General features: G+C 61.8%; 18 protein-coding genes. 9 read left to right on the plus strand and 9 right to left on the minus strand.

Annotated elements, in window-relative coordinates; all coding sequences use genetic code 11:
* Positions 1-103: 103 nt before the first annotated feature.
* Entirely contained in the window at positions 104-976 is an 873-nt protein-coding gene (locus EFQ99_RS15705) for a MurR/RpiR family transcriptional regulator (RefSeq protein ID WP_008531061.1), read from the minus strand.
* A 176-nt stretch (positions 977-1,152) separates the two neighbouring features.
* On the opposite strand from EFQ99_RS15705, the gene EFQ99_RS15710 reads away from it, so the two are divergent.
* The 6 genes from EFQ99_RS15710 to EFQ99_RS15745 all read left to right on the plus strand — a co-directional run bounded on the left by EFQ99_RS15710 (position 1,153) and on the right by EFQ99_RS15745 (position 9,069).
* Complete coding sequence (locus EFQ99_RS15710) at positions 1,153-1,923, plus strand: N-formylglutamate amidohydrolase (protein ID WP_126922295.1); 771 nt, start codon at positions 1,153-1,155, stop codon at positions 1,921-1,923.
* Positions 1,924-2,042: 119 nt separating this feature from the next.
* A complete protein-coding gene (locus EFQ99_RS15715; protein WP_126921935.1) occupies positions 2,043-3,632 on the plus strand; it encodes an amino acid permease in 1,590 nt (529 codons plus the stop codon).
* A gap of 141 nt (positions 3,633-3,773) precedes the next feature.
* Positions 3,774-5,138, plus strand: a complete 1,365-nt coding sequence (locus EFQ99_RS15720) for a glutamine synthetase family protein (protein ID WP_126921936.1) — start codon at positions 3,774-3,776, stop codon at positions 5,136-5,138.
* 198 nt (positions 5,139-5,336) lie between these two features.
* The gene (locus EFQ99_RS15725; RefSeq protein WP_126921937.1) at positions 5,337-6,722 is read left to right on the plus strand and encodes an aldehyde dehydrogenase family protein; all 1,386 of its coding nucleotides are present in this window, start codon (positions 5,337-5,339) and stop codon (positions 6,720-6,722) included.
* Entirely contained in the window at positions 6,719-7,870 is a 1,152-nt protein-coding gene (locus tag EFQ99_RS15730) for an iron-containing alcohol dehydrogenase (RefSeq protein ID WP_126921938.1), read from the plus strand. The genes EFQ99_RS15725 and EFQ99_RS15730 overlap by 4 nt, the downstream gene beginning before the upstream one ends.
* 500 nt (positions 7,871-8,370) lie before the next feature.
* Positions 8,371-9,069: a ParA family protein gene (locus EFQ99_RS15745; RefSeq protein ID WP_245441502.1), complete on the plus strand. Its 699-nt coding sequence runs from the start codon at positions 8,371-8,373 to the stop codon at positions 9,067-9,069.
* A 60-nt stretch (positions 9,070-9,129) separates the two neighbouring features.
* Here the strand turns inward: EFQ99_RS15745 and EFQ99_RS15750 are convergent, their stop codons facing one another.
* The 4 genes from EFQ99_RS15750 to EFQ99_RS15765 all read right to left on the minus strand — a co-directional run bounded on the left by EFQ99_RS15750 (position 9,130) and on the right by EFQ99_RS15765 (position 13,316).
* A complete protein-coding gene (locus EFQ99_RS15750) occupies positions 9,130-9,885 on the minus strand; it encodes an ABC transporter ATP-binding protein (protein WP_126921939.1) in 756 nt (251 codons plus the stop codon).
* Position 9,886: 1 nt separating this feature from the next.
* Positions 9,887-10,726 carry an ABC transporter permease gene (locus EFQ99_RS15755; protein WP_126921940.1) on the minus strand — a complete coding sequence of 280 codons (840 nt, stop codon included), beginning with the start codon at positions 10,724-10,726 and terminating at the stop codon, positions 9,887-9,889.
* Between the two features lie 21 nt (positions 10,727-10,747).
* Positions 10,748-11,716, minus strand: coding sequence for an aliphatic sulfonate ABC transporter substrate-binding protein (locus EFQ99_RS15760; protein WP_126921941.1), 969 nt, complete (start codon positions 11,714-11,716; stop codon positions 10,748-10,750).
* A 199-nt stretch (positions 11,717-11,915) separates the two neighbouring features.
* Complete coding sequence (locus EFQ99_RS15765; RefSeq protein WP_126921942.1) at positions 11,916-13,316, minus strand: L,D-transpeptidase; 1,401 nt, start codon at positions 13,314-13,316, stop codon at positions 11,916-11,918.
* 256 nt (positions 13,317-13,572) lie between these two features.
* On the opposite strand from EFQ99_RS15765, the gene EFQ99_RS15770 reads away from it, so the two are divergent.
* The 3 genes from EFQ99_RS15770 (at position 13,573) to EFQ99_RS15780 (ending at position 15,241) form a co-directional block, all read left to right on the plus strand.
* Positions 13,573-14,412, plus strand: a complete 840-nt coding sequence (locus EFQ99_RS15770) for an aldose 1-epimerase family protein (protein ID WP_126921943.1) — start codon at positions 13,573-13,575, stop codon at positions 14,410-14,412.
* A 72-nt stretch (positions 14,413-14,484) separates the two neighbouring features.
* Positions 14,485-14,823, plus strand: coding sequence for a protein tyrosine phosphatase family protein (locus tag EFQ99_RS15775; protein ID WP_126921944.1), 339 nt, complete (start codon positions 14,485-14,487; stop codon positions 14,821-14,823).
* A gap of 73 nt (positions 14,824-14,896) precedes the next feature.
* Entirely contained in the window at positions 14,897-15,241 is a 345-nt protein-coding gene (locus EFQ99_RS15780; RefSeq protein ID WP_126921945.1) for a RidA family protein, read from the plus strand.
* A gap of 38 nt (positions 15,242-15,279) precedes the next feature.
* Here EFQ99_RS15780 and EFQ99_RS15785 read toward each other — a convergent pair whose 3' ends face one another.
* Genes EFQ99_RS15785 through EFQ99_RS15800 form a run of 4 tightly spaced genes read right to left on the minus strand, consistent with a single transcriptional unit; the run spans position 15,280 to position 20,053 of the window.
* The gene (locus EFQ99_RS15785) at positions 15,280-16,938 is read right to left on the minus strand and encodes a thiamine pyrophosphate-binding protein (RefSeq protein ID WP_126921946.1); all 1,659 of its coding nucleotides are present in this window, start codon (positions 16,936-16,938) and stop codon (positions 15,280-15,282) included.
* Positions 16,935-18,134, minus strand: coding sequence for a succinate--glutarate CoA-transferase (gene caiB, locus EFQ99_RS15790; RefSeq protein ID WP_126921947.1), 1,200 nt, complete (start codon positions 18,132-18,134; stop codon positions 16,935-16,937). The genes EFQ99_RS15785 and caiB overlap by 4 nt, the downstream gene beginning before the upstream one ends.
* A 15-nt stretch (positions 18,135-18,149) precedes the next feature.
* Positions 18,150-19,106 (minus strand): DMT family transporter, encoded by a 957-nt coding sequence (locus tag EFQ99_RS15795; RefSeq protein WP_126921948.1) that lies wholly within the window; start codon positions 19,104-19,106, stop codon positions 18,150-18,152.
* 17 nt (positions 19,107-19,123) lie between these two features.
* Entirely contained in the window at positions 19,124-20,053 is a 930-nt protein-coding gene (locus EFQ99_RS15800; protein ID WP_126921949.1) for an alpha/beta fold hydrolase, read from the minus strand.
* Positions 20,054-20,073 lie beyond the last annotated feature (20 nt).

Below are 20,073 nucleotides of genomic sequence, written 5' to 3' on the forward strand. Positions count from 1 at the left end.
TTGCCATGGATAGCAAGCGTTTGCGACAGATGGTTTATTTGCGACAGCGCCATCCGTTTCCGCGAAAAGCTGCCATTGTTTTTCCTTTGTTTTAGGCGCCCTCCTAACCCGGTTTGCGGAAAAGCTTGGTCTGCTCGAACAGGCCTTCCAGCGTCTTCATGCGTTCCTTCGTCTCGTCCCAGGTCGAATTCTGAACAGCCTCGATCAGCGCTTCGACAATGAAGAGAGTGACGACGGAAGAATCCCAGGCAGACGGCGCCTCGATGCGGACGCGGAAGGCATGTTTGGCGAGCTTGGCGGCAGGCGAACCCCACTGGTCGGTGAACACCACGATTTCGGCGCCGCGCTTGCGGGCGGCGGTGGCAAGGCTCACCATCTCCTGCTCGTAGCGGCGGATGTCGAAGATGATCAGGATGTCGCCGGCGTTCATGTTGAGGACATATTGCGGCCAGCTGCTGGAATTCGAAGACAGCAGCGCCGTTGCCGGCCGGATCACCTGCATATGGGTGAAGAAATACTCGGCAAGCGCGCCTGTGATGCGGCCGCCGGCAAAATAGAGGCCGCGCTTGCGGTCCGACAGCAGCGCGGCGACGTTGTCGAAGGTCGCGGTGTCGAGATCAGTCAGCGTCTGGCGCAGATTGCCCATGATGGCATCGGCGAAGCGGTTGAGGATATGCGTGCCCGGCGCGTTCTGCGCCCAGCGATCGTGCTTGGCGATCGGGTTGGAGATCGTCGCCTCGACCTCCTGATGCAGATGCGCCTGAAAATCGGGATAGCCCTTGAAGCCGAGCTTCTGCACCATGCGCACGACGGTCGGTGTCGAGACGCCGGCATTCTCGGCGATGGTGGTGATGCTGCCGAGGCCGGACACCGGATAATTGTCGAGAAGGCTTTCGGCCAATTGCTTCTCGGCGCGAGTCAGCACCCCAAGATGCGAATGGATGACGTCCGAAACCGTCTTCGACGCAGTTGTCACTGACTTTGCTCCCCGGGATGGTCTAGCGCCACTTCCCCACTCAAAGTTAACAACGCTGTCATAATCCATGTCAACTGCTGTCATGAAAAGAAATTTTCAGCGGATGCTTGACAGCGGCCGAAAGCTGAAGAATTCTTTTCTTATAAAGTTTTTATTAAGGGATAGGAGTGGCGCCTTTGGTGCTGGCCCAGCCGAAAATCCTCAGTGAAGCGGACGGCGAATGCGTCGGGATCGAGCGCATTGACGGCCGCAGCCCGCTGCTGCTCGTCTGCGAGCACGCTTCGAACACGCTTCCTCAGCGGTTCGGCGATCTCGGCCTGTCCAGCGAAGCACTCTCGAGCCATATCGCGTGGGATCCAGGCGCGCTTGCCGTTGCGCGTGGCATCTCCAAATCGCTCGACGCCACACTCGTCTATCAACGTTTCTCCCGATTGATCTATGATTGCAACCGGCCGCCGAGTTCGCCGGGTGCAATGCCGGAGACGAGCGAGATCTACGCCATCCCCGGCAACAAGGATCTGACCGACGAAGAGCGCCTTGCGCGCACCGACGCGCTCTACGTGCCTTTTCACGATGCCATTCGCGGGCTGATCGGTGATCGCCGGGCGAGGGGGCAGGACAGCGTCATCGTGACGATGCACAGCTTCACGCCGGTCTATCACGGCCGCCAGCGCCCCGTCGAACTCGGCATATTGCACGACGAAGACAGCCGGCTCGCCGATCGCATGCTGGACGTTGCGGCCGAGGCGCCGCTTTACAGGACTGAACGCAACGAGCCTTATGGGCCCAAGGACGGCGTGACCCACACGCTGATCCTGCACGGGCTTTCGAACGGCTTGCGCAATGTAATGATCGAGGTCCGCAACGACCTCATCGCAGACGATATCGGTCAAGGGGTCATGGCCGACTATCTCAAAGGGCTGCTCCAGCAAAGCCTGGACGCCTGAATAAAAAGAAGACCTGAGGGAGCAGTTTATCTGCGGACGTCCGCACGGCGAAAATGCCGCGGACAATTGGCACTGGACCGGCCCGCAATCCCGCGGCCGATCGTGAACAGGGGGAAGTCATGTCTGACTATACCGATCAGGATAAGACGCAGGACGTCCATGTCCTGCACTCGATGGGCTACGCCCAGGAACTCGAACGGCGTATGAGCTCGTTCTCAAACTTTGCGATTTCGTTTTCGATCATCTGCATTCTTTCTGGCGGTATCAATTCGCTGGCGCAGGCGACGTCGGGCGTCGGTGGTGCCGCCATCGGCATCGGCTGGCCTGTGGGATGCATCATCTCGCTGTTCTTCGCGCTCGGCATGGCGCAGATATCGTCGGCCTATCCGACGGCCGGCGGCCTTTATCACTGGAGTTCCATTCTCGGCACCCGCTTCACCGGCTGGCTGACGGCGTGGCTCAACCTGCTCGGCCTCATCACGGTTCTCGGCGCCATCAACATCGGCACCGCACTGTTCCTCGGCGGCACCTTCGGCGCACAGCTCGGCATCGCTGATGCGTCGGGCGTCGTATCGCCGGCAATGCAGGTCGTTCTTGTGGTGCTTTTCACCATCGTGCAGGCCGCGATCAATCATTTCGGCATTGGCCTCACCGCAAAGCTCACAGACTTCTCCGGCTCGCTGATCCTCGTGACGGCGGCTGTGCTGACGGTTGCATGCTTTTACTTCGCGCCCACGCACGACTTCTCGCGCCTGTGGACCTTCACCAATTATTCCGGTGATGCCGGCGGTGCCGTTTGGCCCCAATCGGACAGCATGTGGTATATTTTCGGCCTTGGTCTGTTGCTGCCGATCTATACGATCACCGGCTACGATGCTTCCGCCCACACTTCCGAAGAAACCAAGAAGGCAGCTCTTTCCGTGCCGCGCTCGATGGTGTCGGCCGTCATCTGGTCCTCGCTTGCGGGCTGGGTGATGCTTTCGGCTTTCGTCATCGCCATCCCTGATATGGCCGAAGGCGCCAAGCAGGGCTGGAGCGTGTTCTTCATGACCATCAATGCCATCATGCCGGCCTGGCTGGTGACGCTGCTTTACATCGCGATCTTCATTTCGCAGTTCCTGTGCGGTCTTGCGACCGTCACGTCCTGCTCGCGCATGATCTTTGCCTTCTCGCGTGACGGCGGCATTCCGGTCGGCTCGAAGACGCTTGCCAGCGTCAGCCCAAAATTCCGCACGCCCGTTGCGGCGATCTGGACGGGTGCGGCTCTCGAAAGCCTGTTCGTCTGGGGCGCGCTGTTCATCTCGGTCGGCGAGGCGAGCCTCTACGTCACCGTCGTCAACGCGACGCTGATCTTCCTTTTCCTGTCCTTCCTCTTCCCGATCGTGCTCGGCATCTTCGCCTACGGCACCAAGAAGTGGCCGGCACCTGGACCCTGGAACCTCGGCGGCGGCGTCTACAAGGTGGTCGGCGTTCTCGCGACGCTCGGCATGATCCTGATCATCTACATCGCGATCCAGCCGCCGAACGACAAGGTCTTCGAGATAACCCTCGGCTTCATCGCGCTGGCGATCGTCATCTGGTTCGCGGTTGAAAACCGGCGCTTCCAGGGCCCGCCGATCGGCGACATGATCGCCAAGCGAAAGGGCGAGATCGCCGCAGCCGAAGCTGCTGTCGGCGAAACCGGCACGGTTGCCGTTCCCGGCGAATAATCAGGCATATCGCAAGGAAATGGGGCCGCATCCCGCGGCCCCACCACCGGATCAACGAAAAGGCATCTGGCCGAAACATCCGGCCAAGCGCATGCGATTTCGTTGCCCCGATTTCTCAATTCCAATTCAGGCGGATCAATCATGAGCAGCTACACGATCGACGATCTCAGGAAGGATGTTGCCGAAGGGCGCATCGACACGGTTCTGGCCTGCCAGGTGGACATGCAGGGCCGGCTGATGGGCAAGCGGTTCCAGGCGGAATATTTCATCGAGAGCGCCTGGAAGGAAACGCACAGCTGCAACTACCTGATCGCCACCGACATGGAGATGGAGACCGTTTCCGGCTACAAGGCGACGAGCTGGGAAAAGGGCTACGGCGACTACACGATGAAGCCGGATCTTTCGACGCTACGTCGCATTCCCTGGCTTGAAGGCACGGCGTTGGTGTTGTGCGACATGCTCGACCACCATACGCATGAGGAGGTCGCCCATTCGCCGCGGGCGATCCTGAAGAAGCAAGTGAAGCGCCTCGAAGACATGGGCATGAAGGCCTACATGGCCTCCGAGCTCGAATTCTTCCTGTTCGATCAGAGCTACGAGTCGGCGCACACCGCGGGCTACCGCAACCTCAAGCTGGCCAGCGCCTATAACGAGGACTACCACATCTTCCAGACCACCAAGGAGGAAGAGGTGATGCGGGCAATCCGCACCGGGCTGCAGGGCGCCGGCATTCCGGTCGAGAACTCCAAGGGTGAGGCCTCGGCCGGCCAGGAGGAGATCAACGTTCGCTACGCCGATGCGCTCGCCATGGCCGACCGGCACGCGATCATCAAGAACGGCTGCAAGGAAATCGCCTGGTCGAAGGGCAAGGCCATCACCTTCCTTGCCAAGTGGAACTACAATGCCGCCGGCAGTTCCTCGCATATCCACCAGTCGCTCTGGAGCCTCGAGGAGAAGCCGCTGTTCTTCGACCATGCCGGCAAATACGGCATGTCGCCGCTGATGCACAATTACGTTGCCGGGCTTCTCTCCCACGCGAGCGAGATCACCTATTTCCTGGCGCCCTACATCAATTCCTACAAGCGCTTCATGGCCGGCACCTTTGCGCCGACAAAGGCGATCTGGAGCAAGGACAACCGCACCGCCGGCTATCGCCTCTGCGGCGAGGAGACCAAGGGAATCCGTATCGAATGCCGCGTCGGCGGTTCCGATCTCAATCCCTATCTCGCCTTCGCGGCGCTGCTTGCCGCCGGTATCGACGGGATCGAGAACAAGCTCGAGCTTGAGGCGCCCTTCGTCGGCGACGCCTATGGCGGCAAGGGTGTTCGCGAGATCCCGCGCACTCTGCGCGCGGCCACGGTGGCGATGACGGAATCGGCGATGCTGCGCAAGGCCTTCGGCGACGACGTGATCGACCACTATACGCGTGCGGGCGAATGGGAGCAGGAAGAGTACGATCGCCGCATCACCGATTGGGAAGTGGCGCGCGGTTTCGAAAGAGCTTAATAGGCATTTGCGGGTTTGCCCCCACCCTGACCCTATCCCCGCAAGCGGGGATAGGGGACTTGCCATGCGAGAGGTGGCGTGGAACGGACAGGTTGCGGCATAGCCCTTTCGCCCCGGTTGCGGGGAGAAGGTGCCGGCAGGCGGATGAGGGGCTGTCGCCCACCCAAATTTTGAATGATACGAGGACAGGAAACGATCATGGCAATGATCCAATGCATTTCACCGGTCGACGGATCGGTTTACGCGGAGCGCCCGGCGCTTTCGCTCGATGCCGCCAAGGATGTGGTGGCGCGCGCCCGCAAGGCGCAGAAAGCCTGGGCGAAGCGGCCGCTCGAAGAGCGTGTCCAACTCGTGCTGAAGGGTGCCGCGCGGCTGAACGAGATGTCCGACGTGGTCGTGCCGGAGCTTGCCTGGCAGATGGGGCGGCCGATCAAGTACGGCGGCGAATACAGGGGCTTCAACGAGCGCTCCAACTATGTCGCCTCGATCGCGGCTGATGCACTAGCCCCGCTCGTCGTCGAAGAAAGCGACCGTTTCGAACGCCGCATCGAGCGCGAAGCGCATGGCGTCGTCTTCGTCGTAGCACCCTGGAACTATCCCTACATGACGGCGATCAACACGATCGCGCCGGCGCTGATGGCCGGCAATACGGTGGTGCTGAAACATGCGTCGCAGACGTTGCTGGTCGGCGAGCGGCTGGTGCAGGCCTTCGTCGAGGCCGGCGTTCCCGAGGACGTCTTCCAGAACGTCTTCCTCGATCATGAGACGACGTCGGCGCTGATTGCCGCCGGCAGCTTCAACTTCGTCAACTTCACCGGATCGGTCGAAGGCGGGCGGTCGATGGAGCGGGCGGCTGCAGGCACCTTCACCGGCCTCGGCCTCGAACTCGGCGGCAAGGATCCGGGTTACGTCATGGAAGACGCCGATCTCGATGCGGCCGTCGATACGCTGATGGACGGTGCCACCTACAATTCCGGCCAGTGCTGCTGCGGCATCGAGCGCGTCTATGTGCATGAATCGCTCTACGACGCCTTCGTTGAAAAGTCGGTCGCCTGGGTATCGAACTACAAGCTCGGCAATCCGCTCGATGCGGAAACGACGCTTGGACCGATGGCGAACAAGCGCTTCGCCAAGGTGGTGCGCGAGCAGATCGCCGATGCGGTTTCCAAGGGCGCCAAGGCGCTTGTCGATCCGAAGCTCTTCCCTCAGGATGACGGCGGCGCCTATCTCGCACCGCAGGTTCTCGTCGATGTCGACCATTCGATGGCCTTCATGCGCGAAGAGACTTTCGGCCCGGCGGTCGGCATCATGAAGGTGAAGAGCGATGAGGAGGCACTCGCCTTGATGAACGACAGCCAGTACGGGCTGACGGCTTCGCTCTGGACCAAGGATGTCGAGCGGGCAGCGCGGCTCGGCCGCGAGATCGAAACCGGCACCGTTTTCATGAACCGCGCGGATTATCTCGATCCGGCGCTCTGCTGGACCGGCGTCAAGGAGACCGGCCGCGGCGGCTCGCTGTCGATCATCGGCTTCCAGAATCTGACGCGTCCGAAATCCTTCCACCTGAAGAAAGTCACAGCATGAGCAGCAACATCACCGCAAACTGGAGCTATCCGACATCGGTCAAGCTCGGCCGGGGCCGTATCAAGGAACTGGCCGACGCCTGCAAGAGCCTCGGCATCAAGAAGCCGCTGCTCGTCACCGATCGCGGCCTCGCCTCGATGGCGATCACCAAGAACGCGCTCGACATCCTCGAAGATGCCGGCCTTGGCCGGGCGATCTTTGCCGATGTCGATCCAAACCCGAACGAGAAGAACCTCGAGGCCGGCGTCAAGGCCTTCAAGGACGGCGGCCATGACGGCGTCGTCGCCTTCGGTGGTGGCTCCGGTCTCGACCTCGGCAAATGCGTCGCCTTCATGGCCGGCCAGACGCGGCCGGTCTGGGATTTCGAGGATATCGGCGACTGGTGGACGCGGGCGAGCCTCGAGGGCATCGCGCCGATCGTCGCGGTGCCGACGACGGCAGGCACCGGTTCGGAAGTCGGGCGCGCCAGCGTCATCACCAATTCCGAAACGCATGTGAAGAAGATCATCTTCCATCCGAAGTTCCTGCCCGGCGTCGTCATCTCCGATCCTGAGCTGACCGTCGGCATGCCGAAGATCATCACGGCCGGCACCGGCATGGATGCCTTCGCCCATTGCCTGGAGGCCTATTCCTCGCCCTTCTATCATCCGATGTCGGCCGGCATCGCGCTCGAAGGCATGCGGCTGGTCAAGGAATTCCTGCCGCGCGCCTATAAGGAAGGCACCGATCTCGAAGCCCGCGCCAACATGATGTCGGCAGCCGCCATGGGCGCCGTCGCCTTCCAGAAGGGGCTCGGCGCCATCCATGCGCTGTCGCACCCAATTGGCGCCGTCTACAACACCCATCACGGCATGACCAATGCGGTCGTGATGCCGGCGGTGCTGCGCTTCAACCGCGCTGCGATCGAGGAGAAGATCGGCCGGGCGGCCGCCTATCTCGGCATTTCGGGCGGTTTCGACGGCTTCTACGACTACGTGCTGAAGCTCCGCTCCGATCTCGGCGTGCCGGAGACGCTGACGGCGATGGGAATTGCCCCTGATCGTATTGACGAATTGTCGGCCATGGCGATCGAGGACCCGAGCGCCGGTGGCAACCCGGTTGCGATGACGCTTGAAAATACCAAGGCGCTTTTCAGGGATTGCTTCTGACATCATAAGAGCGGACCTGCAGACTGGCCCGGAAGGCTTTGGCTTTCCGGGCCTTTTTGTTCTGGTGACGTCCCTAGAGCCTTTCCGGGTTAGATTGCAGCATTCTGTTGGCTCAAACGGAGTCGGATGGTCGACCGGCCGGCGCGCGTCGTAGCCCAGTTCTACGGCCAAGACGGCCGGTCGATCAGCCGGCCCGTTTCAGCCAACCCGAAGGGCCGGGCATCTTTCCGCCAGGATCAAAGGCGATCGGCTCGGACGTACCTAGGGGTATGCCCTTCGCCAATCGCCTTTGCCCTGACGAAAACCTGCTCCGGCAGAATGCTGCAATCTAACCCGGAAAGGCTCTAGTTTTAGGGATATGAAAAATACCGACTGCAATTTCGCCGCGCGTGTTTGGAATTTGTTAACCATGATTGTAAAGGATGGCTTAACCGCACGATGCTCCGAGAGTGCGCAAAAGAGCGATGCCGGCTCGCATCATTGCCTTCCGAGGAACGAACATGCCTGTCATTACATTTGCAAATACCAAGGGCGGCGCCGGCAAGACGACCGCTGTTCTCCTGCTCGCAACCGAGCTTGCCCGCAAGGGTTACCGCGTCACCATTCTCGATGCCGATCCGCAGCACTGGATTTCGCGCTGGCACGAGATCTCTGGTCACGTACCCAATATTTCGGTGATCGATTTCGTCACCACTGCCTCGCTGCCGCAGCATATCAGCGAGAACAAGCACAATACCGACTATTTCATCATCGACCTGCCGGGTGCGCGCAATCCGCTGCTCGCCACCGCCGTCGGGCTTTCCGACCACGTGCTGATCCCGATCCAGGGCTGTGCGATGGACGCGCGCGGCGGTGCGCAGGTACTCGAACTGCTGCAATATCTGGACGAGAAGGCGGGCATCAAGATCGGCCATTCGGTGGTGCTGACCCGCGTCAACTCGATGGTGACGACGCGGGCACTGCAACTCGTCAAGTCGCTGCTCAGCGAACGGCACGTGCCGGTGCTGGACACCGCCATCATCGAACGCTCGGCCTTCCGCGACATCTTCGACTGCGGCGGCACGTTGCATACGATCGACCCCACGCGCGTCAGCAACCTCGACAAGGCGCGTGAGAATGCCATCTGTTTCGCCGAGGAAATGATGCGCAAGCTGCCTGTCCGGCTGGTGGCGTCTGCTCACATGGCGACGGCAGCCTGACAGTTAATGTGCATCCTTGAACGAAGTGCGTCCGGTTCGCCCCGCGACGCATTTCGTTTTTCAGGCGCTTGCCGTGCGGGTGCCATCATTGAGTGAATGAGCCAGAAGGCCGGAAAGACGCCTTTTGACTTCGGCCAATGCGTCCGACATGCGATTGCGCTGCCGCGGCAGGCCTATATCGACCACCTCCAGAATGCGTCCCGGCCAGGGGCGCATCACGACGACGCGATCTGCCAAGAAGGCCGCCTCTTCGATATCGTGCGTCACGAGCAGCATCGTCGTGGCATTTGCGCGCCATAGATCGATCAGATGATCCTGGAGTTCGACACGCGTCATCGCATCGAGCGCGGAGAAGGGCTCGTCCAACAGCAGCACCGCCGGCTTCGTCACGAGGGCGCGCGCCAAGGCCACGCGTTGCGCCTGCCCGCCGGACAGTTCCTTGATCCAGCGCTTCTCGTAGCCGCGAAGGCCGATCTTCTCGAGAGCCGCCGATACCCGCTCATCGCGTTCGCTGCCTGCCAAATGGCGCAGGCCGAAACCGATATTGTCCGCGACTGTCAGCCATGGAAAGAGCCGAGGCTCCTGGAAGACGATATTCACGAGCGAGTCCGGTTCCGTCAGCCGGCGCCCCTCCAGGCTGATTTCGCCTTGTGTCGGGGCTTCGAGGCCCGACAGCAGCCTCAGAAGGGTGCTCTTGCCGCAACCCGATCCGCCGATGACCGCGACCAACTCCCCCTTGCCGATATTGAGGGAGAAGTCTTGCAGCGCGTGCGTTCCGTTGGGATAGACCTTGGATAGGGAGCTGATATCGAGCATGTCAGATCCCGCTCGCATGGGTATCGCGCCAGCGCAGGAACGGCGCGCTCACGATCAGAAGCAGGCTATCGGTCGTCTTGCCGACAACGGCAAAGACCAAAATGGCCGCCAGGATCTGGTCCGGCTTTCCGAGTTGCTGACCATCCACCAGAAGATAGCCCAGGCCTTCGGATGCGCCCATGAATTCCGCCGCAACGACAAACATCCAACCGAGACCCAGGCCTGCGCGCAGGGCAAGGATGAAGTCCGGAAGGACCGCAGGCAGCAGGATCAGGCGGATGAGTTCGAAGCCCGAAAGCCGAAAGACGCGGCCCACCTCGACGATGCGCCTGTCGACGCCGGTGACGGCGCCGTAAACCCCGAGATAGACCGGGAAGAAGACGCCAACGGCAATCAGGGCAACCTTGGAGGCTTCGAAAATACCGAACCACAGGATGAACAGCGGCACCCAAGCGATGGAGGGAATGGCTCTCAGAGCCTGCAGGGTCGGATCCAGCAGACGTGCGAGCAGTTTGGAATAGCCGGTCAGCGCGCCAAGAGCGGTCCCCACCAGCGATCCGAAGGCGAAACCGATCGCCACTCTGCGCAGCGTCGCTCCGACATGGGTTGTCAGATCGCCCGATGCCGCCAGCGCATAGACCGTATAGAGAATTTTCGAGGGCGGGGGCATCAGGCGGCCTCCGACTATTCCCGCACGAACGAGGATCTCCCAGGCGGCAAACAACGCAACCGGAAACACGATTCCGACGAGCGGGTGATCGAAAGACGAAACCCGGCGGCGCCGGGTCTCCTTTCCTGTTTCCGTATTGTGCCATGACAGCGCGATGTGCACCAACGACATGGGAATGTTCTTTCTATCGCTTCACTGGCCGAGGGCGGCGGAGGCGTAGCTGGGATCGATCAGCTCCGATACGGTCTTGGTGACATCGACATCCGCCTTGATGACTTCGGCCTTTTGCAAGGCGAGGCCCGCCGCTTGGATGGTCTCGCGCTGTGCATCGCCGATCACGGAATAAGTGAGGTTCGTGCGCTCCAGCTGGCGGGCGATCACGGTATCGGGCAGCTTGGTGGCGGCGACGAGCGCGGCTTTGAGCTTGGCAGGATCTTTCAGCGCTTCGGTGCGTGCCTTCTCATAGGATGCAAGCACGCGCTTGACGAGATCAGGATGGGCGGCAGCAAACTCTTCGCGCACATTCAGAACGCCCCAGCTGTTATTTTCCGGCTTGCGATAGAAGAGCACATCGCCATCCTCAATCTCGGCGGAGGCCATGATCGGATCGAGGCCGGCCCAAGCGTCGACGTCGCCACGCTTCAGCGCAAGGCGGCCGTCGGCGTGCTGCAGCAGAACAAGCGAAACATCCTTTTCCGTCAGACCTGCATCGGCCAGCGCGCGCACCAGGAAAATGTGCGGGTCGGTGCCGCGCGTCACGGCGATGGACTTGCCCTTGAGATCCTGGACGTTGGTGATGCCGGTATCCTTACGGGTGACGAGCGCAGTCCATTCCGGACGCGAATAGACATAGATGGATTTGATCGGGTTGCCGTTGACGCGGCCGATCAAGGCAGCCGCACCCGCGGTCGAGCCGAAGTCGAGGGAGCCGGCATTGAGGAATTCCAAGGCTTTGTTGGAGCCTGCGGACTGGACCCAGGTTATCTTGATCCCATCCTTTTCGAATTCCTTCTCTAGAATGCCTTCGTCCTTCAAAATCAGGCTGACCGGGTTGTAGGTCGCCCAGTCCACGCGAATTTCCGAGACATCGGCGGCCTGCGCCGTGCCGACTGCGACCAAACCCGCCAAAACGCTCAAAGCCAATCGAACAAACGATTTCATGCGACCTCCAAATGTTAGGAGGTAAAATCTACAGATTTAATAGCTTTTGGCGTGCTTTCGGGTTCCAAACTTTGGGACGGGAGAGCAAATTTGAACTGCCGCTGCGGCTCGCGCTAGATTGTTGTGTCAGAACGCCGGCTGGATCGACCTGCCGGCGTTCATTGATGCTGTTCGCTTAGGGGCAATCAGATGCGAGGGCTTAGTCGACGAATTCGACCGTCACCCCCGGCTTGACCATCTTGGCAAGCTCGGTGGCATCCCAGTTGGTCAGGCGGATGCAGCCATGGCTCTGGGTGCGGCCGATCTTCGAAGGTTCGGGCGTGCCGTGGATGCCATAGGTCGGCTTGGAGAGCGCCATCCAGACCGTGCCGACGGGGCCGTTCGGGCCGGGCGGGATGTTGAGGATCTTGTCGTTGGCGCCCTGCTGGAAATTGATCTTCGGATTGTAGGTATAGCCGGGATTGAGGGCGACGCGCTCGACGTTCACCAAGCCTGACGGGGAGGGCGTGTCGGTGGAGCCGATCGAAGCCGGATAGGCAGCGATGAGATTGCCGGCGGCGTCATAGGCGAAGACCTGCTTGCGGGCCTTGTCGGCGATGATGCGGGCAACGTCGCCGCTCTTCGGTTCACCGGGATTGACCACCTTGATGACGGTGCCGGGAACGGTGAAATCGGCGCCGGGGTTCATCTCCTTGAGGAAGGCCTCATCCATGTGAAAGCGCTCGGCCAGCATTTCGGTGGTCGAGGTGTAGGCGAGCGACGGCAGCAGCGCCTTCTGCGAATAATCTTCCGGGATCTGGGCGACGAAGGGACCGGCGGCATCGGCCGGCGTGATCGTATAGCTGACGACAGGCAGGCCGCCGTTCAGGCGCAGCTCTTCCAGGATGGCGTCGGTGTCGTTGGGGTCGAGCTTGGAGCCGGTCATCTGGTCGTAGGCATAGATGCCCTTGGTGACGTTCGAGCCCATGTGTCCGTCGATGACGCCGGGGGAGATGCCGGCGCGGTCGAGGAAGACCTGCAGCGCGACGATCTCGGGCTTCGACTTGTTCTTCAGCGTGATCACCGGCTCGTCAGGTACGGCCTTCGGCGCGTCGGCGGGCGGGATCTGCTGATCCGGGTCGATCGAGGCATAGTCGTCGCCGGGTTGCTGATTACCGATGCTGTTGTCGTCCGGATAGGGCTGCTCGCCGAGCGGCTGGCGCTCGATCGCCGCATCCCGCGGGATGCCGCCGGTCACGGCCCCGCGCTCGGAGTAACGCGTATCGCCATTATTACCATCGTCGGCATAGTAGGGATCGTTGCCGTATTGGTCGTTATTGACCTCGCGCGGGCCGGGGCGTGGCGGATAGTAGCCGCGGGCACGCATCTCGGTGGCGACGATGTTACCATAGGCATCGATCATCACGCGGTTGCCGCTGCGATCGCGGGCGTAGGCGAAGCCGCGGGGGACATAATCGAGGATTTCGCCGTTTGGCGTAACCAGCACGATATCGCTCTGGCGGCGGTCGCGGAATTGCTGCGCGCCAGCCTCCGGCGCTGCAGCGGCAAGGGCTGCCAGCACGGCCGCAAGAGAAAATGCCGATTTCAGAAAGCGATTCACGTCTCAAACCTCGAACAGTGACTGGGCAGACACACACCCGTCAATTTTGACGCTAGTGTGGAATTTATGAAACCGTGCTGAACAAAATATGAAAATCACTAAGATTTCCTTTTACTCATAAACGTTTGCCTTCTCATGCCAGTTCCGCAAAATCAATTGTTACGGCCAAAACATAAGGTGGCGGCGAGCCTGATTGACGAATGAGGGCGCGAAACCTAACGCTGTGGCGGCCGATAAATCCTTGAGGAGACCCGAGATGATCGAATTTGCCGCCGCAAGCGGGCCGCGCCTGATGCTGGATGAAACATCGGTGCTGGATATCGGCGGATGTATCGTCGAGGGCGTGGATATCGCGCCGAAGCGGGCCGTTCCCGACGACGGCGATCCGCGAATCGATCACTCGCTCGAAGGCTTCCTCTTCACCTGCGGGCCGGATCATATCCGCCACCGCCAGCCGCTTCCCGGTCGGGCCGATGGCAAGGTCTATCCGCTGCACGGATCGGCCTCCGGCCATGCGGCGAAGCTGCTGTGGACGAAATTCGAGAACGGCAATGCTGAATGCCGTGCCGATATCGACATCGTGACCGTCGAGGGCTTGCCGCAGCGCATCGAGCGGTTGTGGCGGATCGACGGCGCGACCGGCGAGGTGCGGCTTGAGGACCGCGTCGTCAATACCAGCGACCAGACGGTGCCGACCTTCCTGATGTATCACATGAACACGGGCGGCAAATGGCTGGACGAGGGCACGCGGCTCGAAGGCAAGATGCTGGAGAATGGCGGCTTTCCCTGGACCTTCGGCGAGGACCCGGGTGGCATCTTCTGCGTCCCCGCGCCGGCGACTGAGGAAGGCTTTGCGGAGGTCCGGCTCGGGCCGATCGCCGCAATCGGCGACAGGACGCTTCGCGTGCGCTTCCGTGCTGATACGCTGCCCTATCTGCAGGTCTGGCGGAACCAGAAGGCGCCGGCCCATATTATCGGCATCGAGCCCGTTTCACACCGATGGGTCTTGCGCGACGAACTTGAGGCGGCCGGCGAGTTCAACATGCTGGCGCCGGGCGAAAGCCGCAGCTACGGGCTGAGCTTTGCCTTCGTGTGAGCGAAGTGTTGTTGACGCCTGCCGGACTGCGTCGTAGACCTTCAGCCCACGATTTTTGAGGAGATGAAGACGATGGATATTCGCCAGATCGACGATGAATATTCGGTTTCGGGTCAGATCACGCTCGACGACCTCGACGAGATCAAGGCGCTGGGCTTCAAATCGATCGTCTGCCACCGACCCGACCAGGAAAGCCCGGATCAGACCTCGTTCTCGGTCATCGAGGCGCGTGCCAGGGAACTCGGCCTTGAGATCACCCATGTGCCTGTTGGGCCGATGGGCGTGACGGAGGAAGCGGTGCAGGGCATGGTCGACGCGCTCGACGAATTCCCGCGGCCGATGCTCGGCTATTGCCGCTCCGGCGCGCGCTCGACGGCGATCTACCAGAAAACGCACCACATTCGCAGCTGAGCCTCGCCACCGCGGGCCGATTTTCCGGCGCTGCCCTCAGCGCCGCCACTTTCCATTCACTGAGGAGACTATAATGAGCATTAAGCGTATCGACGTCGGCGCGCGCATGAGCGGCGCCGTCATTCACGGCAACACGGTTTATCTGGCAGGCCAGGTGGGCGAGGGCGAAAGCGTCACCGACCAGTGCAAGTCTGCGCTTGCCGAAGTCGACCGGCTGCTCGCCGCTTCCGGCAGCAACAAGTCCAAGATCCTGCAGACGATCATCTACCTCTCTGATATCGCCTATTTCGCCGAGATGAATGCCGTCTGGGAAGGCTGGATCGACCCGGCAAACCCGCCGGCCCGCGCCACCAGCGAAGCCAAGCTCGCTGCGCCGAAATACAAAGTCGAGTTCATCGTCACCGCTGCGCTCGACTAAGCTCGCCGCAGGTCTGCTCTCAAAGCCGGTGGGGCAACCTACCGGCTTTTTGTTTGCGCGATTTCAGAAAGAGTGCGCGTCGGCGTGATCGCTTCTGGATCGAGCTTCACCTCGATGATCGCCGGCTTGCCGCTCTCGCGCGCACGCTCGAAGGCCGGCGCGAATTCCTCCGTCCGTTCCACCGTTTCGCCGTGGCCGCCATAGGCGCGGGCAAGGGCTGCGAAATCGGGATTGGTGAGATCCGTGCTGCTGACGCGGCCGGGATATTCGCGCTCCTGGTGCATGCGGATCGTGCCGTAGATGCCGTTGTTGACGACGACTGATATGATCGGCAGGCCGTAGCGGATGGCGGTGGCGAATTCCTGGCCGTGCATCAGGAAACAGCCGTCGCCGGCAAAGCAGATGACCTCGCGCTCGGGAAAGAGCCGCTTGGCGGCGACGGCCGCCGGCAGGCCGTAACCCATCGAGCCGGAGGTCGGGGCCGACTGCGTGTTGAAGCGGCGGAAACGATGGAAGCGGTGCACCCAGGTGGCGTAATTGCCCGCACCATTGGTGAAGATCGTATCCGGCCCGGTATTGGCCTCCAGCCATTCCATGATCGGTCCCATCTGGACGGCGCCCGGACCTGTTGCCGGCGGCTTCGACCAGGCGAGATAGGCCTGGTGCATACGCTCGGTGCGCTCGGCCCAGCGCGGCTCGGCCGGCGCTTCCAGATCGGCGAGTGCGGCGACGAAATCGACGGGTGCGGCGCAGATGGCGAGATCCGGGCGGTAGATGCGGCCGAGTTCGGAAGCGTCGGGATAGACGTGCACCAGTGGTTGCTGGGGGTAGGGGATATCGATCAGCGTATAGGACGAGGACGGCATTTCCGACATGCGGGCGCCGAGCAGGATCAGCAGATCGCTCTCCTTGATCTCTTTTGCCAGAGCAGGATTGATGCCGATGCCGACATCGCCGGCATAGGAGGGATGGAGATGATCGAACAGCATCTGCCGGCGGAAGGAGCAACCGACCGGCAGGTTGAAGCGCTCTGCGAAGCTCTGGAAGTCGGCAACGGCATCGGCATCCCATCGCGTGCCGCCGAGGATCACCATCGGCCGCTCGGCCTTCAAGAGGCGCAGATAGAGATCGTCGATCTGCTTGCTGCCGGGATGAGCCTCGACGCTGGCGTAGCGCCTGGCGCGGGGTGCTTCCACCTCGTCGCGCAGCATATCTTCCGGCAGCGTCAGCACGACGGGGCCGGGGCGGCCGGAGGTGGCGATTGCAAAGGCGCGGGTGACGAATTCGGGAATGCGGGCGGCGTCGTCGATTTCGCCGACCCATTTGGCGAATTCGGTGAAGGCGCGGCGGAACTCGACCTCCTGGAAGGCCTCGCGCTCGCGCGCCTCCCGCTGGACCTGGCCGATGAAGAGGATCATCGGGATCGAATCCTGCTTGGCGATGTGCAGGCCGGCGGAAGCGTTGGTGGCGCCGGGGCCACGGGTGACCATGCAGATGCCGGGTTCGCCGGTCAGTCTGCCCCAGCAATCCGCCATCATCGCAGCGCCGCCCTCCTGACGACAGACGAGGACGTCGATATCGCTGTCGCGCAGTGCATCGAGGACGGCAAGGAAGCTCTCTCCAGGCACGCAGGAGAGGCGTTTGACGCCGTTTGCCTTCAGCGCCTCGACGATCAGTTCTCCGCCGGTTTTCTTCATGACGAAGCGTTCTCCTCGTATTCGGCGAGTTCCGCCAGAATTTCATCCCGGTGTTCGCCGAGCCGCGGGCTCGGCCTGGTGTAGCGCAAGGGCGTCTCGGACATGACGACCGGCGTCCTGACGCCGGGGATCATGGTACCGGCAGCATCCGCAAGGTCGATGCGCAGGCCGCGGGCCCGCACCTGCGGATCGGCGAACATTTCCTCGATCGTGTTGATCGCGCCGGCTGGAACCGCATTCTCCTCGCAGGCCTTCAGAAGATCCGCCTTCTGCCATTTCAGCGTCTCGGTGGAGACGAGGCGGCGCACCTCACCGCGATGGGCGACGCGGGCCCTGTTGGTGGAAAAACGCTCGTCGCCAGCGATTGCCTCCAGGCCAAGGAGGGTGGAGAGGCGGCGGAACTGGCCGTCGTTTCCGACCGCGAGGATGAGATAGCCGTCGGCCGCCGGCACGACCTCATAGGGCGAGATATTGGGATGGGCGTTGCCGAGGCGGGTCGGTGCGGCGCCAGAGACCAGGTAGTTCATGTTCTGATTGGCGAGCACGGCCGACTGCACGTCGAGCAGGGCCATGTCGACGAGCTGGCCTTCGCCTGTCTTCAGCGCGTGGATCAGGGCGGCCTCAATCGCCGAGACGGCATAGATGCCGGTGAAGACATCGGCGATCGCTACACCCGCCTTCATCGGCTGGCCGTCCGGCTCGCCCGTTATTGACATGAAGCCGGACATGCCCTGGACGATGTAATCGTAACCGGCGAGATGCGCATAGGGGCCGGTCTGGCCGAAGCCGGTGATCGAGCAATAGACGAGCTTCGGGTTCACTTTCCGCAGACTGTCGTAATCGAGCCCGTATTTGACGAGGCCGCCGAGTTTGAAATTCTCGATCACCACATCGGCGGTGGCAACGAGCCGGCGGACGAGATCCTGACCTTCGGGGCTCTTCAGATCGGCAGTGATGGAACGCTTGCCGCGATTGGTGGCGTGATAATAGGCGGCCGAGAGATTTTCGCCATCGGCGCCTTCGACGAAGGGCGGGCCCCATTGGCGGGTATCGTCACCGCCGTCGGGATTTTCGACCTTGATGACATCGGCGCCGAGATCGGCAAGCATCTGTCCCGCCCAGGGGCCGGCGAGCACGCGGGCAAGCTCGATCACCCTGATGCCGGCAAGCGGCGGTTTTTTGGTTGTCTCCATCATGTTCCCTCGCCAGTTCTACGGCGCCAGCGTCGCCTCAGATGTATCGGATACGGGTCTGGATGCAAAGCGGCGCTCGCGCCAGAGGATGTAGAAGCCCGACGCCATGATGATCATGATGCCGAGCCATTTGACCGCATTCGGAAAGTCGCCGAAAACAAGCCAGGCAAAGATCGTCGCCGAGACGATCTCGAAATATTGCAGCGGCGCCAGCGTCGAAGCGGGTGCGGCGCGATAGGCATAGACGCCGAAGATGCCTGCGATTGCGGCCATGGCGCCGACGCCGGCGAGGTAGAACCAGGTGCTGCCCTCCGGCATGACGGGATCGAAGATATCGGAGCCGCTTCCCTGCCCAAAAACAAGCAGGATGGCGCAGAAGAGCAGGCCCCAGATGCCCATCTGGAACTGCATCGCCCACGGGTCTTCCCTGTGCGAGAGGACGCGCGTCATCAGCACGAAGATTGCAATGCAGAGCGCGCTGAGGACGGGCAGGAGCGCGACATAGCCGACCTCCTCGAAGCTCGGCTGAATGATCAGCATCGCCCCGAAGAAGCCGACGCCGCAGGCGGTATAGCGCCGCCAGCCGATCGTTTCCTTCAGGAAAATGCCGCCGAGGATCGTCACTATTATCGGCTCGACGAAGAAGATCGCAATCGCGTCGGCGACCGCCATATATTTCAGCGTGGTGACGAAGGAGATCATCGAGACAGTGATGATCGCGCCTCGGATGGCGTGGAACAGGCTCTGGCTCCACGAGAAATCGGTAAAGCTGCGCCGCCACAGCACGATCGGCAGCATGCAGAGCGCCTGGACGGCAAAACGACCGGCGGTGACCTCGGCCGACGGGATGGTGACGACGGCAAGCTTGGAGAAGATGTCAATGAGCGGCGAGACCATCACCGACAGAAACATCAGCGCAAGCCCGGTCGTCACCTCGGAGGCGGACGAAACGGTGCGGACGGGGGTGCTGCTCATGATCGAATCCCTGTGGCTCAGGCTCTTGCGACGGCCGCGTCGCACCAATCCGCGAAGGCCGCGGTCGCCTGATCCGCGCCGATCTCGTTCAGTGTTTCGTGCCGCATATCCTGATATATCAAGGTGCTAATACGAGAGAAGCCCTGGTCTTTCAAATGGTTTGACAGCCAGAGAATGGCTTTTCCACGCTCCGTTGCGGGATCCTTTCCACCGCCGACCAGATGGATCGGCATATCCCGCGCCAGCCGGTCGAGATGGACCTTCTGCGGCGCGCGGAAGGTCATTTCGAAGAGATCGAGCCAGAGAGAAACCGAGGCGTCGAAGCCGCAAAGCGGATCGGCGACATATTTGTCGACTTCGCCGGGAATGCGCGACAGCCAGTCGAATTCGGTGCGGCGGCCGGGGATGGATCTGCCCCAGGCGCCGAAGGTGAGCTTCGGCAGCAGGCCGCTCGGCACGTCGGAGCCCTTGAGCATGCGCTCGGCAAGGAGGATCACCTGGGCGGCGCGACCGGCAAGGCCGACGGCGAAATTCGAATTCCAGACGGCGACGGCATCGAAATCAGCAGGGGCGGTGACCGATGCATTGAGGGCGATGAGACCGCCCATCGAGTGGCCGAAGAGGATCACCGGCAGGCCAGGATGGCGGGAAGCGGCATGGGCGCGCATGGCGATGACATCGCCGATCACCTTTTCGACGCCGCCGCGCCTCGCAAAGCGGCCGATCGGCGCGTCGGGCGCCGTCGTCTCGCCGTGGCCGCGGTGATCGTGGGCGTAGACGTGATAGCCGCGTGCCGCCATTGCCTCGGCAAAAGCGCGGTAGCGTTTCGAATGTTCGGCGAGCCCATGCGATATCAACAGGATGCCGCGTGGCGGAGCGACAGCTTCGGCATAGTGATAGGCGAGCGACGCCTCCGGCACGGCAAGCCTTTGCGTTTCAAGAAACATAGGATCCTCCCTGTCGCAAC

This window comes from Rhizobium vallis (assembly GCF_003985155.1).
In the GTDB taxonomy this organism is placed as follows: Bacteria; Pseudomonadota; Alphaproteobacteria; order Rhizobiales; family Rhizobiaceae; genus Rhizobium; species Rhizobium vallis.